The sequence below is a fragment of the Pedobacter sp. Leaf176 genome (genome assembly GCF_001424305.1).
Taxonomy (GTDB): Bacteria; Bacteroidota; Bacteroidia; order Sphingobacteriales; family Sphingobacteriaceae; genus Pedobacter.
Genome location: NZ_LMPD01000007.1, coordinates 76,843 through 90,151 on the forward strand (window position 1 = coordinate 76,843; position 13,309 = coordinate 90,151).

General features: G+C 38.3%; 11 protein-coding genes. 8 read left to right on the plus strand and 3 right to left on the minus strand.

The features are described from left to right. Nucleotides 1–2: 2 nt before the first annotated feature. Nucleotides 3–1,472 carry an ABC transporter substrate-binding protein gene (locus tag ASF92_RS19220; RefSeq protein ID WP_231729870.1) on the minus strand — a complete coding sequence of 490 codons (1,470 nt, stop codon included), beginning with the start codon at nt 1,470–1,472 and terminating at the stop codon, nt 3–5. A gap of 211 nt (nt 1,473–1,683) precedes the next feature. Here ASF92_RS19220 and ASF92_RS19225 point away from each other — a divergent pair, with 211 nt between their 5' ends. Beyond that, on the plus strand, nt 1,684–2,136 hold the full coding sequence (locus ASF92_RS19225) for a hypothetical protein (protein ID WP_157263986.1): 453 nt from the start codon (nt 1,684–1,686) through the stop codon (nt 2,134–2,136). A 489-nt stretch (nt 2,137–2,625) separates the two neighbouring features. On the opposite strand, the gene ASF92_RS19230 is transcribed toward ASF92_RS19225, so the two are convergent. Then, complete coding sequence (locus tag ASF92_RS19230; RefSeq protein WP_056097272.1) at nt 2,626–3,147, minus strand: NADPH-dependent FMN reductase; 522 nt, start codon at nt 3,145–3,147, stop codon at nt 2,626–2,628. Nucleotides 3,148–3,326: 179 nt separating this feature from the next. On the opposite strand from ASF92_RS19230, the gene ASF92_RS19235 reads away from it, so the two are divergent. The 7 genes from ASF92_RS19235 to ASF92_RS19265 all read left to right on the plus strand — a co-directional run bounded on the left by ASF92_RS19235 (nt 3,327) and on the right by ASF92_RS19265 (nt 12,172). Continuing rightward, the gene (locus tag ASF92_RS19235; RefSeq protein ID WP_056097274.1) at nt 3,327–4,130 is read left to right on the plus strand and encodes a ParA family protein; all 804 of its coding nucleotides are present in this window, start codon (nt 3,327–3,329) and stop codon (nt 4,128–4,130) included. Nucleotides 4,131–4,137: 7 nt separating this feature from the next. Beyond that, nucleotides 4,138–5,046 carry a ParB/RepB/Spo0J family partition protein gene (locus ASF92_RS19240; RefSeq protein ID WP_056097276.1) on the plus strand — a complete coding sequence of 303 codons (909 nt, stop codon included), beginning with the start codon at nt 4,138–4,140 and terminating at the stop codon, nt 5,044–5,046. Further along, entirely contained in the window at nt 5,046–5,765 is a 720-nt protein-coding gene (locus tag ASF92_RS19245) for a DUF5683 domain-containing protein (RefSeq protein ID WP_056097279.1), read from the plus strand. The genes ASF92_RS19240 and ASF92_RS19245 overlap by 1 nt, the downstream gene beginning before the upstream one ends. A 25-nt stretch (nt 5,766–5,790) precedes the next feature. Next, complete coding sequence (gene dapB, locus ASF92_RS19250; RefSeq protein ID WP_056097281.1) at nt 5,791–6,525, plus strand: 4-hydroxy-tetrahydrodipicolinate reductase; 735 nt, start codon at nt 5,791–5,793, stop codon at nt 6,523–6,525. A gap of 162 nt (nt 6,526–6,687) precedes the next feature. Beyond that, the gene (gene lepB / locus ASF92_RS19255) at nt 6,688–7,884 is read left to right on the plus strand and encodes a signal peptidase I (RefSeq protein WP_056097283.1); all 1,197 of its coding nucleotides are present in this window, start codon (nt 6,688–6,690) and stop codon (nt 7,882–7,884) included. A 160-nt stretch (nt 7,885–8,044) separates the two neighbouring features. Further along, complete coding sequence (locus tag ASF92_RS19260; protein ID WP_056097286.1) at nt 8,045–9,475, plus strand: alpha-L-fucosidase; 1,431 nt, start codon at nt 8,045–8,047, stop codon at nt 9,473–9,475. Between the two features lie 15 nt (nt 9,476–9,490). Then, nucleotides 9,491–12,172 carry a glycoside hydrolase family 3 N-terminal domain-containing protein gene (locus ASF92_RS19265; protein ID WP_056097288.1) on the plus strand — a complete coding sequence of 894 codons (2,682 nt, stop codon included), beginning with the start codon at nt 9,491–9,493 and terminating at the stop codon, nt 12,170–12,172. 6 nt (nt 12,173–12,178) lie between these two features. On the opposite strand, the gene ASF92_RS19270 is transcribed toward ASF92_RS19265, so the two are convergent. Next, the gene (locus ASF92_RS19270) at nt 12,179–13,264 is read right to left on the minus strand and encodes an Ldh family oxidoreductase (protein WP_056097290.1); all 1,086 of its coding nucleotides are present in this window, start codon (nt 13,262–13,264) and stop codon (nt 12,179–12,181) included. Nucleotides 13,265–13,309 lie beyond the last annotated feature (45 nt).

Consider the following 13,309-nt stretch of genomic DNA (forward strand, 5'->3'; position numbering starts at 1 on the left):
GGTTAAATTTTCTTTACCCTTTTCAAAATCATTAAACTCAACGGATTCATTGGATAACCGCTAATGTTGTTCTGAAGCATAACCACCGATTGATCGTAAAAGACAGGAACAACCGGAGCATAATCCATTACCATTTGATCCATCTGCTGATACAGTTTGAAACGCTTTTTATTGTCAGGTTCATAGTAACTCTCTTCGAATAATTTATCAAATGCTTTGTTATAAAAAGCAGTATAATTAGGTCCGTATGGAACTTTATTCCGGGAGTAGAACATAGATAAATAGTTTTCTCCATCAGCGTAGTCGGCTATCCAGCTCCCGCGGAAGAAGTTTACATTGTTTTTCGACATCAGATCCCTTAAACTGGCACTCGGACTAACGTCGATTTTTGTCTTTATACCAATTGCACTTAACTCTCCCTGAATAAACTCAATCAAATCTTTGTAGGTTGTCGTCGTATTCAAAGTTATCTCCGTTAAACCCTTGCCTTCAGGAAAACCCGCTTCGGCCAATAATTTCGCAGCCAGTTTTGGATTATAGTGATAACCATGAACAGTCGTGCTATCGAAACCTGGCATCCCTTTAGGTATAAAGCCGGAGGTTGCGGGAATGCCAATGCCATTTCTTAAATATTTAATTAGCTTTTCCCTGTCTATTGAATAATTTATGGCCTGACGAACTTTTTTAAACCTAAGCGGAGAGCTTTTGACAATGTCCAATGTAGAATCGACCAGAATTCCTACATACTCTGTACACAAATAAGGACCCTTTCTCAAGGTGAATTTCCCTTTGTATTTGGAAGTCATTTTGCCGCTTTTAGTAAGAATATCGTCGCGGTAACTACCATCAACACTATAATAAAAATCTAAATCCTTTTTTAAGAAACTCATAAAACCACTTTGCTTATCAGTGATAAATGAAGCTTTTAAAGCATCCAGGTATGGAAGTTGGAGCCCCTTAGAGTCTTTTTCCCAATAATGCTCATTTTTCAGGAGCACCAAAATCTCACCTTCTTTCCAATATTTAAATTTGAAGGGACCTGTGCCAACCGGATGACTTCGAAAATCTTTTCCATAATGCTCAACAATTTCGCGTGGTACAACAGAGCAGTATTGTGAAGTTAACAAACTCATAAATGGCGGAAAGGGGCGAACGAGTTTTATTTGGAAAGTTGAATCATTAAGAGCAATAAAATTCTTCTCATCTTTTACCTTATCACTAAAAATCCATCCGCCTGATGATGCAACTTTTGGGTCTATTAAACGGTAAAAACTGTAAGCAAAATCGCTGGCTACAACTTTTCTACCCTTTCCATTTTTAAAAATGGGGTCATCCTGAAAGTAAACATCGTTTCGAAGATTAAAGGTGTAAGTTAAGGCGTCTGCTGAAATTTGCCAGGTTTTGGCAATACAAGGTACGGTTTGCAGAGTAGAATCGATTTGTACCAATCCGTTGAAAATTTGGTTGGTCATCCATATTGCATTTTGATTGCGGGCAAAAGCGGGATCTAAAGATGTTAAACCTTGATCGAGGTTTATGTTAAATACCTTTTTGTTTTTATTTTCTGCTGTTTCTTTGCATGAAATGAAAATAATGCTGCAAAAAATCCAAAATATATAATGAAATGAGCCTCGCATGCGGTAAGGAATGTTATTTTTGCACAAATTAATAAATTTAATGCAGATGTCTTTTTTAAACGATTTATTTATTGGCCTTGACGCTGCCGCAAAAGAAAATTTTCAGGAACGTTTAGATATTGTAACACATAAAATTAAATTTATGGATAAAATGCCGGCTGCTTTGCTCGATGTTAATAGTAACCCCACCTACTATTTATCAGAAGAACTCTCAATTGCCGGCGGGATGTTGGAAACGGATATTTTCAACGCGGTATTTATTGTTTATTATCAGCCCGGAAAAAATTTAACTGATTTAATGCGTGAGGTTCCTGCCGCATTAAATCCGGAATGGCAAGCCGTTAAAAACAATCGGGTTATCCTTTTAAGTGATGATACCGACCAGAAACGTTCTGCAGAAAATGCAGTTTCTTTAATTGAGGATATGGCGGAAATGCTTCATCCTGGCTCATTTATTTTTGGCCATGAAGGCGATAAATGGATTAGATTCGGCGTTTAAAAGCTTAAAGATAAAAGCTTAAAGAATATGTCAACGCCAATTTTCCACAACGGAAGTAAAATGGTCTGTGAGAAAAAACCATTGAATCAGATAGAGGCTATTGGGTTATCCTGAAAATCATTAAATCTTGAAAATCCTGGTCTAGAAATGAATAAACTTATAAACTCCAGGCTTGTGTTTTCGAAGGCCAAAATAATATAAATATTGTTTTTTCAGGATCTTTATCCTGAAAATCATTAAATCTTGAAAATCCTGGTCTGGAAATGAATAAACTTATAAACTCCAGACTTGTGTTTTCGAAGACCGAATAATATAATATATTGTTTTTTCAGAATCTTTATCCTGAAAATCATTAAATCTTGAAAATCCTGGTCTGGAAATGAATAAACTTATAAACTCCAGGCTTGTGTTTTCGAAGACCAGAATAATATAATATATTGTTTTTCAGGATCTTTATCCTGAAAATCATTAAATCTTGAAAATCCTGGTCTAGAAATGAATAAACTTACCGATCTGTTCATTAACAAACCTAACCGTATCTTCTCTTATCAGATTCCCATCAGCGTCAAGTTCCGTTTTAATGTTAGGGATGTGCAGGCGCAAAGGCAAAACATTTAAGTGAACATAATGGCAAACTCCAGTGAAATGATCCACCCCTCTGATGTTGCCATATTTACCTGATGATATACCTGTTAAAGCCGCTTTTTTATCATAGAAGCTATCGGGAAAGGAGCAGGCATCAATAAGCACTTTTAAAACGCCCGGGTAACTGCCATTATATTCCGGCATGATGAAAAGAAATTTATCCGTAGCGTTTATTAAATCCTGTATTTTTTGAAAAGCTTGCGACCGTTTACCATACATATCTGTATTCAATACGTCGGTAGGTAAATGCTCAAGGCTGAGTAAGTTAGAAACCACACCCTTGATTTTAAGTTGTTGCTGGTAGTATTTAGCAACTTTTAACGTATTGCTATTTGGTCTGTTCGTGGCAGCTATAATCGTAATCATGGGCAAATTGTTAATAACATGTTCAAAACCCAAATGCCCTAATTGCTAAAATTGCCATATAGTTTGTATCTTAGCTGATTGAGAAAAAGGGCGTAAACAGCGCAAAAATAGAACTTTTTGTCGATTAAAAGGTATAAGTATGTTGCCTTAATAGCGTTAAGTAAATTTCTGATACATAGATGAGCAAAATTATTGCATTAGCAAATCAAAAAGGTGGTGTTGGTAAAACAACTTCATCAATAAATCTGGCTGCTAGTTTAGCCGTGCTGGAATACAAAACTTTACTGGTTGATGCTGACCCTCAGGCGAATTCGACTTCGGGTATTGGTTTCGATCCGAGAAATATAAAAGATAGTATTTACGAATGTATCATTAACGACATCGATCCATTACAGGCGATTCAAAAAACCGATACTCCAAACTTAGATTTGCTGCCTGCTCACATTGATTTGGTGGGCGCGGAAATTGAGATGATTAATCTGAATAACCGCGAATATAAAATGAAGGCTGTTCTGGAGAAAATTAAAGACCAATATGATTTCATTATTATCGACTGCTCGCCGTCTTTAGGTTTAATTACGATCAACGCTTTAACCGCTGCTGATTCAGTTATCATTCCGGTTCAGTGCGAATATTTCGCATTGGAGGGATTAGGCAAATTGCTAAATACAATTAAAATTGTGCAAAACCGTTTAAATCCTGAATTAGAAATTGAAGGTATTTTACTAACCATGTACGATGTTCGTTTACGTCTATCTAATCAGGTGGTGGAAGAGGTCAGAACGCATTTTCATGAGTTGGTTTTTGATACCATTATACAACGTAACACCAGGTTGAGTGAGGCGCCAAGCTATGGCGTTTCTGTAATTATGCACGATGCCAATTGCAAAGGCGCAATTAATTACTTAAATCTTGCCCGCGAAATCGTTAAGAAAAACGGCTTGTTAAAAGAAGAAGAAAATATTGGTACAGCAACTTTATAAATTATAGATGACGTCTTTTCAGCGAAAAACAGGTTTAGGAAGAGGTTTAAGTGCGCTTTTAGATGATAGCGAATCTACTCATCCGCCGAAACAACAGGTAAATGCGGTGAGTGAAACGGAACAGATTGGCAACATTAGTCATGTGAGCTTAACTGAAGTTGAAACCAATCCTTACCAACCCCGTACGGAGTTTGATCAGGTTGCGTTAAACGAACTTGCCGATTCAATAAAGGTGCAGGGTTTAATTCAGCCGATAACCGTTAGAAAAGTCGGTGCCAACAAATACCAGTTAATTTCTGGTGAGCGAAGGTTTAGGGCATCAAAATTAGCGGGCTTAACACAGGTCCCTGCCTATATTCGCAGCGCCAACGACCAGCAAATGCTGGAAATGGCATTAATCGAAAACATTCAACGGGAAAACTTAAACGCCATTGAGGTGGCGTTGAGCTTTCAGAGAATGATTGACGAAGTTGGCTTAAAACAAGAACAGTTAAGCGAGCGTGTGGGCAAAAACCGTACAACCGTTACCAACTATTTACGTTTGCTAAAACTTCCACCAGCAATTCAGGCGTCAATACGCGATCAAAGAATTTCTATGGGCCATGCAAGGGCTTTAATCAATGTTGATGGCGTTGATAAACAATTGTTTATTCATCAGGAAATTTTAGAAAAAGGGTTATCTGTTCGTAAAGTAGAAGAACTGGTGCGTAACCTGCAACACACGCAGCTTAAAGTAGCAGATAAACCAAAAGCGAAAGGAGTTTCCTTTCAGTATCAGAAACTGCAAGATGACTTAGCTTCAAAATTTGCCACCCGTGTAAAATTAAAAGTTAGTCAGAATGGTAAAGGTGCAATCGAAATTCCTTTTGTTAGCGACGAAGATCTGAACAGGATTTTAGAATTATTAGATTGGTAATGTTAAAAGGAAAATATTTAGTATTTCTTTCATTACTCGCCATTTTCTTTGTAAATCTGGCTTCAGCCCAGGTGAAGGATACGGTTTTAAAACCGCTGGATACAACGAGGGCGGTCCCGCAAAAAAATATCAGAATAGATTCATCATCGAAAAGACAAGATACCACAAAGGTAAAATACATTAACCCCGGTAAAATTGCTGGCAGGAAAGCCATTTTTAAATCACTGATTGTTCCTGGTTGGGGTCAATTGTATAACAACCAATTATTACGTGATAAACTTAATGCCAAAGGCGAAAAAACCGGTCATTTCTGGCAAAAAACATATACTTTAAGTAAAGTTGGGATAATCTATGGCGGGTTTACACTGCTTACAATATCCTATATCGATAATCGAAACAATTATAAGATTTTCTTAAAAGAAGCTACATACCGACAGTTGAATCCCGGAAAAAAAGAAAATCCGGATCTGATCAGGTATGGTGATACTAATGTTACTGATGCTCAGGCGATTTATAAAAGGAATACTCAGATTATCATTTTTTCCTATGTTGCCGTTTATGGCGTACAGGTAATCGACGCTTATGTTGCAGCCCGTCTCAATTTTTTCAATATAGATGATTCCGTTGCGATGAAAATTATGCCATCATTAATAAACAGCCAAAATTCAATGTACGGTTTTAATGTCATGCCAGCTTTAAAAGTATCTTTACGGTTTTAACCAGTTATTTATAAAATATAAACAAATGAAAATTGCGCTTTTAGGATATGGTAAAATGGGGCAGATAATAGAAAAATTTGCACTGGAACGTGGCCATGAAATCGTGTTAAAAATTTCAATCGATAATCAGGAAGCTTTAACCAGACAGAACCTGAAGGTGGCGGATGTAGCCATTGATTTTAGTACACCCGACTCGGTTATAAAGAATATCTATACCTGTTTTGATGCGAATGTACCTGTGGTTGTTGGTACCACCGGTTGGTATGGTAAACTCCAGGAAGTTAAAAATGAATGTAACAGCAGTAACAATACTTTACTTTATGGGTCTAATTTTAGTATCGGCGTTAACTTATTCTTTAAACTAAATCAAACATTAGCTAAATTGATGAATAGCTACCCGGCTTATGAAGTTCAGGTTGAAGAGATTCATCATGTGCAAAAGCTTGATGCACCAAGTGGGACCGCAATAACCATTGCCGAAGGCATTGTAGACAATCTGGATAGAAAAACGGAGTGGTTAAACGAAGTTGTTGGAACAAATGTGGAAGTATTTCCGACGGGCGAACAACTGCTTATCGAATCACACCGGATTGAAAACATTCCGGGAACGCATACCGTAATTTACAGTAGTGAGGTTGATGAAATTGAAATTAAGCATACTGCCCACAATCGCGCGGGTTTTGCTTTGGGTGCAGTTGTGGCGGCAGAATGGCTTGAAAATAAAAAAGGATTTTTCAGTATCACTGATATATTTGAATAAGCTAAAAAGACTAGGCGGAATGACCAAAACAGGCGGTTTGAACGGGTAGAAAATAAATTAAATCGGTGAAATCACATAATCCGTGGAATCATACCGGAAGAAGAATCAGATAACAGTTAGCCGGGTTAAGCAATTAATCTTTTAACCAACTAAACAAAAAATATGAATTACAAATTCTGGCAAAGGAAAAAGGATGCCAATAAGAAGAAAAAAACCAAAACCCGCGAGTGGGTGGATGCCATTGTTTTTGCCGTGGTTGCAGCAACCATTATCAGGGTATTTTTTATTGAAGCGTACACCATCCCTTCGGGTTCGATGGAACGTTCTTTGCTTATAGGCGATTTCCTTTTCGTGAGCAAAGTGAATTACGGTGCCCGCGTTCCGATGACACCTGTTGCTTTTCCTTTTGCACACCATACCATGCCTTTAACTACATCTACAAAAGCTTATTGGGATGGCGTTCAATGGAAATACCGTCGTTTACCAGGTTTATCAGACGTTAAAAGAAATGATGTGGTTGTATTTAACTTTCCTGAAGGCGATACGGTAGCAGTAGAAAACCAGGTGCCGAGTTATTATGATTTGGTAAGGCAATATGGCAGAGCATCTGTTCATAGTCAGTTTACAATAATCAGCAGGCCGGTTGATAAACGTGAAAACTTTATTAAACGTTGTATAGGTATCGCTGGAGATGTTATCAGCATGAAGAACGGTATTGCTAATGTAAATGGCAAAGATGAGCCGCTGAAAAGTACAGGTATGATGCCTTACCGTCTTGAATTTAAAACAATGGATTTCAATTATTCTGCATTGGATGAATTTAAACTGGATCTTGGAAATACACCGGCAATTGCTGCAAACACATATGTAGTAAATATATCTCCTGAAATGGCAGATGAGCTCCGGGCGCTTGACTTTGTTAAAAGTGTAGCCATGGACGCAGCGCCAGCCAGCGAAGTTGAAGCTGGCGGTCTATTTCCGCATGATCCAAACCGGGTCTGGAACCGGGATAATTTTGGTCCGATCAAGATCCCTGCAAAGGGTTGGACTGTGAAAATTGACAGCAATACAATGCCTTTATATTATAGGGCCATAAGAACATACGAAGGAAATAAGGTAGAGCAAAAGGGTCAGGATTGGTATATTAACGATAAAATCGCAACCTCATATACCTTTAAGATGAACTACTATTGGATGATGGGCGACAACCGTCATAATTCTGCAGATTCACGTTACTGGGGATTTGTGCCAGAAGATCATATTGTTGGTAAGGCACTTTTTATATGGATGAGCTGGGATAGTGAGGCGTCTTTCCTGCATAAAATTCGTTGGAATAGATTATTAAGCGGAATTCATTAATATATAAATTACTCAAAGCGGAAGAATAAAAGTCTTTCGCTTTTTTTATGCCGGTTTTACATGTTGCCGGCTAGATAACAGTGCAGGGGTTGTTTATAAAAATTAAATGCCCCCCAATTGATAAATTTTTCCGATATAGCAGGCATATTTGACAATTATTATGAAGCTCAAGATTTCCATATTGTTTTTCCTTATATTTTTTAGTGTTGATTTGATGGCGCAGCAAAATGATATCATGCCTCAATCTACACACTATGAGGCACCAACCGATCCTTTGGTGAAAAAAAAGTTAGACACCTGGCAGGATAAAAAATTTGGAATGATAATTCATTGGGGCTTGTATGCTGTTCCTGGAATTATAGAATCGTGGTCTATTTGTTCTGAAGACTGGATAGAAAGGGATTCAACTATTTCGTATGATGATTATAAAAAATGGTACTGGCATTTTAGCAAACAGTTTAATCCTACGAAATTTAACCCTGAACAATGGGCTAGGGCAGGGAAAATTGCAGGTATGAAATACCTCGTTTTTACGACCAAACACCATGATGGCTTTGCTATGTTCGATACAAAACAATCTGATTTTAGTATTGCCAAAGGCCCTTTTGCAAATAATCCAAAGGCAGATGTAGCTAAATATGTCTTCGATGCGTTTAGAAAAGAAGGTTTTATGATCGGTGCCTATTTTTCTAAGCCCGACTGGCATTCTCAATATTATTGGTGGCAAAAATATGCAACAGCCGATAGAAATAACAATTACGACATTAGAAAATATCCATGGAGATGGAATAAATTTAAAGATTTTACCTACAACCAAATTGGAGAGCTTATGCACAATTATGGTAGTGTAGATATTTTATGGCTTGATGGTGGCTGGGTTCGCCCGCTCGAATCTGTTAATGCCGAAGTACTGTCCTGGGGCGCAAACATTCCTAAATGGAGCCAGAACATTGATATGCCTAAAATTGCCGATATGGCCAGAAAAGCACAGCCTGGTTTAATTATGGTCGACAGAACCGTTCATGGCGCTTATGAAAATTATCAGACACCGGAACAGAAAATACCCGAAAAGCAATTAGACTATCCTTGGGAAAGTTGTATGACCTTAGGCGGCGCCTGGGGATTCGTACCTAATGATAATTATAAACCGGCCTCAGAGGTAATCAATAAACTTGTTGAAATTGTGGCCAAAGGCGGAAGCTTGCTTTTGGGTGTAGGACCAAAACCTGACGGAACTTTTCCTGAAGAAGTAACTAAAAAGCTGGAAGATATTGGTAAGTGGACCTCTGTCAACGGTAAAGCAATCTATAATACGAGAACAACCAAAAACTACAATAGCGGGCAAACCTGGTTTACACAAGCGAAAGACGGCCAGAAACTTTTTGCTATTTATTGTTTAGGTTCGAATGAAAAATCTCCGCTTAAGATTAGCTGGGATGGAAATATACCAAAGAAAGGAACTGACATTGTATTGGTTTCAACAGGGAAAAAGATAAAATGGGATGAAACCAAGGGCAAAGTGAGCTTAGAAATCCCTAAAGAACTTAATACGCAATCTGCTTTGGCTTTTGAGTTTATCCCTCAAAACTAATCCTAAAATGATAAAATGAATTTTCGAAATGTCATCATCCTGTTAAGTACTTTCGTACTAAATAATAATTTATTTGCTCAGAACATTGGCGATAAACCTACATCGCAGGCGAAGTATAAAAACTCAAAAATCAGTGTAGATGATAGAATAAAAGATCTCTTATCAAGGATGACGCCTGAAGAGAAATTCTGGCAGTTATTTATGGTTCCGGGTGATGTTAATGGGATTAACAATGGTCAGTATAAGAACGGAGTTTTTGGGCTGCAAATTAGTGCACAATCTGGTGGTGCTGGTGAAGCCCAACAAATGTTGAGTTACAATACAACAGAAAATGCTTTTACACTGGCCAAAAAAGTAAATCAGCTTCAGCGTTATTTTGTAAAAGAAACCAGGCTTGGCATCCCCATGCTCGTTTTCGATGAGGCCTTACACGGTTTGGTGAGACAAGGTGCAACAGCTTTTCCTCAGTCAATTGGCTTGGCGGCCAGCTTTGACACTTTAATGATGGCCGAAATAGGCAAGTCGATTGCAAAAGAAGCAAAAATAAGAGGAATCCGAGATGTTTTGGCGCCTGTTATTAATATAGCCGATGATGTACGTTGGGGAAGAACCGAGGAAACTTACGGTGAAGATTCCTATCTAACGACCGTAATGGGGCATGCATTTATGAATGCTATCGAGCGGGAAAATGTGGTGGTTACACCAAAGCATTTTATCGCTAACGTGGGAGATGGCGGCCGGGATAGTTATCCGATTGAAAAAAATGAAAGATTTCTAGAAGAAATTCATTTCCCTGCGTTTAAAGATGCCGTTGAAAGGGCAAAAATACGCTCGGTTATGACTTCTTACAATAGCGTAGATGGTACGCCTGCAACATCAAATTACTGGCTCTTGACGGATGTTTTAAAAAAGAAATGGGGCTTCAAAGGATTTGTAATTTCAGACGCCGGTGCGGTTGGCGGCGCCAATGTGCTCCATAATACGGCAAATAATTATAAGGAATCTACGGTGCAAGCTTTAAACGGAGGCTTAGATGTTATTTTTCAGGTTGAATACGAACATTACAAGCTTTTTATACCGCCATTTTTAGATGGCAGTATCCCTCAGGAAAGAATTGACGATGCTGTTTCCAGAGTTTTACGGGCAAAATTTGAATTGGGCCTATTCGAAAATCCTTATGTTTCTGAAGCCGATGCGAAGGCTTCCCTAACCGATTTTTCTAATAAAAAACTTGTAAAGAAAGCGGCTTTAGAGTCATTCGTGTTGCTCAAAAACAACAAACAGATTTTGCCATTAAAGCGTCCATCGAATATTTTAGTATTAGGTGAAGATGCAACTGAAGCACGTTTAGGTGGTTACAGCGGAACTGGAAAAGGTAATATCAGTATTCTGGATGGCATAAAAACAAGCGCGAAAAATTCAATTGTAAATTATACACAGGGCAGCTTTCGTAACACAAAAAATTATGTTGTAATAGATTCTTCTTTTCTTTCATCGAATAATAAGAAAGGCTTATCCGGGGCATATTTTAATTCAATTGATTTATCAGGAAAACCAGTTCTGAATAGAATTGATAAACAATTAGATTTCATGTGGACGCTTTATTCCCCAAATGAAAAATTAACAACCGACAACTATTCTGTGAGGTGGGAGGGGGATGTTAAAATTCCGAAATCTGGGACCTATAAAATTGGGTTGGAAGGAAATGATGGTTACCGATTGTTTATAAACGATAAATTGCTTGTCGACCAATGGGATAAGAGTTCTTATCATGCCAGGCTGGTGGACTTTGACTTCGAAGCCAATAAATCTTACCCAATCAAAATAGAGTTTAGGGAGCCTAAAGGGAATGCCCATATTAAATTGATCTGGAATTATGCTGTAGAAGATAAAACGGTTTTAGAAATTGAAAAAGCAAAAGAATTAGCCAAGAAAGCAGATGTTATCGTAATTGCAGCTGGTATAAAAGAAGGTGAGTTTTTAGACAGGGCAATGCTTAATTTGCCTGGAAACCAGGAATACCTGATTAAGGAAATGGCAAAAACAGGTAAGCCTGTAGTCGTTTTATTGGTTGGTGGAAGTGCAATAAATATGCAGAACTGGATTGAGGATGTGCCGGCAATTTTGAATGTTTGGTATCCTGGTGAAGCAGGTGGAACTGCAGTTGCGGAAACTTTGTTCGGCGATTCTAATCCATCTGGTAAACTACCAATAACATATCCTGTAAATGAGGCGCAATTGCCTTTGGTATACAATCACAAACCAACCGGAAGAGGTGATGATTATAATAATTTAAGTGGCGAAGCGCTATTTCCATTTGGTTATGGTTTAAGTTATACTAGCTATAGGTACAGTGATTTGCGATTGGAAAAGAATAAGATTAAAGTGGGCGAGAAACTTGTGCTACGATTTAAACTTAAAAATGATGGCAAATATGATGGAACAGAAGCAGTACAGCTGTATGTTCGCGACATTTTAGCCAGCGTTTCGCAACCCGTTTTAGCATTAAAAAACTTTAAGCGTATTTATCTTAAAGCGGGTGAAGAAAAGGAGGTTCTTTTTGAACTAACACCAGAAGCTTTTATGATGCTTAACAAGGACCTGGTATGGGTGATTGAACCTGGAGATTTCAGAATTATGATTGGTTCATCCAGTAAGGATTTGCAACTGAAAGCAAACCTGACAATCGAAAAATAATCGGTATTATTTTAAACCTTCAATCCCTAATTTATCAGCCAGTTCATTTAAGTCGTTTACCACCACATCTATTAATGGAATTCCGCTGACTTTTCTTTCTTGCTCAAATTTATGTTCCGGTTCGCCCGGTATAATTACCTTTTTATCGGCATCTACGGTTTTCGCACTTTTGAAGCGCTCTATCCAATTATCTAAATGATTTTTAAAGTCTGCCGCAGGCCGAAAGCCGTCAATACGCATGGCGCCTAGAAAATGGCCCAATCCTTCGCCAACAGGATTTGCGGAAGGTTCCAAAAAGGCCACAAACGGTGGTACCCAAGGCCCGTAATTTGCGCCGGAAAGTACTGCTGATAAAATATCAACTGTAGCACTTAAACCATATCCCTTATGGCTTCCATGATCTTTATCGCTGCCCAAAGGTAAGAGTGATCCACCATTTTTTAATTCATTTGGATCAGTAGAAACTTCTCCGTTATTATCCTGAACCCAGCCATCAGGAATGCTTTTATTTGCCCGTTGTGCAATCTCTAACTTACCGTTTGCAGCAGCAGCGGTAGCCATATCTACGATAACCGGCGGATATTTTCCCGCAGGAAATGCATAGCACATTGGGTTAGTTCCTAACAAGCGCTCGTTGGCATAAGTTGGCGCAACAAGCGGACTTGCATTCGTCATGCTGATACCAATCATATCTTTTTCTACAGCCATTAAAGCATGGTATCCAGCAATGCCAAAGTGATTCGAATTTTTAACTGAGACCCAGCCGCTGCCATATTTTTCGGCTTTCTCTATAGCCACTTTCATCGCAAATGGAGCTACAACTAAACCTAAGCCCGCATCCCCATCAACTGTTGCTGTTGTAGGTGTTTCATGAACAACTCTAATATCTGGCGTTGCATTAATTCTTTTCTTTTCCCATAACCGGACATAGCCACTTAAGCGGGCCACGCCATGGGAATCAATTCCACGTAAATCTGAGCGAATTAAAACGTCGGTTGCAAGTTCGGCATGTTCATCAGAACAACCCATTTTTTTAAAAACGTTGTAAGTAAAAGTTCTGAGCTTGGATTCGGTGAAAGTTATGAAGTTCATTTTTAGTATCAAGTATTAAGTAGCAAGTATCAAGACAGTTTGTCG

What these genes read in the sequence shown, in the direction of transcription:
- ASF92_RS19245 (WP_056097279.1), top strand. Translation starts at nt 5,046, where the DNA reads ATGTTAAAAGGAAAATATTTAGTATTTCTTTCATTACTCGCCATTTTC.
- ASF92_RS19265 (WP_056097288.1), top strand. Translation starts at nt 9,491, where the DNA reads ATGAATTTTCGAAATGTCATCATCCTGTTAAGTACTTTCGTACTAAAT.
- ASF92_RS19225 (WP_157263986.1), top strand. Translation starts at nt 1,684, where the DNA reads ATGTCTTTTTTAAACGATTTATTTATTGGCCTTGACGCTGCCGCAAAA.
- ASF92_RS19235 (WP_056097274.1), top strand. Translation starts at nt 3,327, where the DNA reads ATGAGCAAAATTATTGCATTAGCAAATCAAAAAGGTGGTGTTGGTAAA.
- lepB (WP_056097283.1), top strand. Translation starts at nt 6,688, where the DNA reads ATGAATTACAAATTCTGGCAAAGGAAAAAGGATGCCAATAAGAAGAAA.
- ASF92_RS19270 (WP_056097290.1), bottom strand. Translation starts at nt 13,264, where the DNA reads ATGAACTTCATAACTTTCACCGAATCCAAGCTCAGAACTTTTACTTAC.
- ASF92_RS19260 (WP_056097286.1), top strand. Translation starts at nt 8,045, where the DNA reads ATGAAGCTCAAGATTTCCATATTGTTTTTCCTTATATTTTTTAGTGTT.
- dapB (WP_056097281.1), top strand. Translation starts at nt 5,791, where the DNA reads ATGAAAATTGCGCTTTTAGGATATGGTAAAATGGGGCAGATAATAGAA.
- ASF92_RS19220 (WP_231729870.1), bottom strand. Translation starts at nt 1,472, where the DNA reads ATGACCAACCAAATTTTCAACGGATTGGTACAAATCGATTCTACTCTG.
- ASF92_RS19240 (WP_056097276.1), top strand. Translation starts at nt 4,138, where the DNA reads ATGACGTCTTTTCAGCGAAAAACAGGTTTAGGAAGAGGTTTAAGTGCG.
- ASF92_RS19230 (WP_056097272.1), bottom strand. Translation starts at nt 3,147, where the DNA reads ATGATTACGATTATAGCTGCCACGAACAGACCAAATAGCAATACGTTA.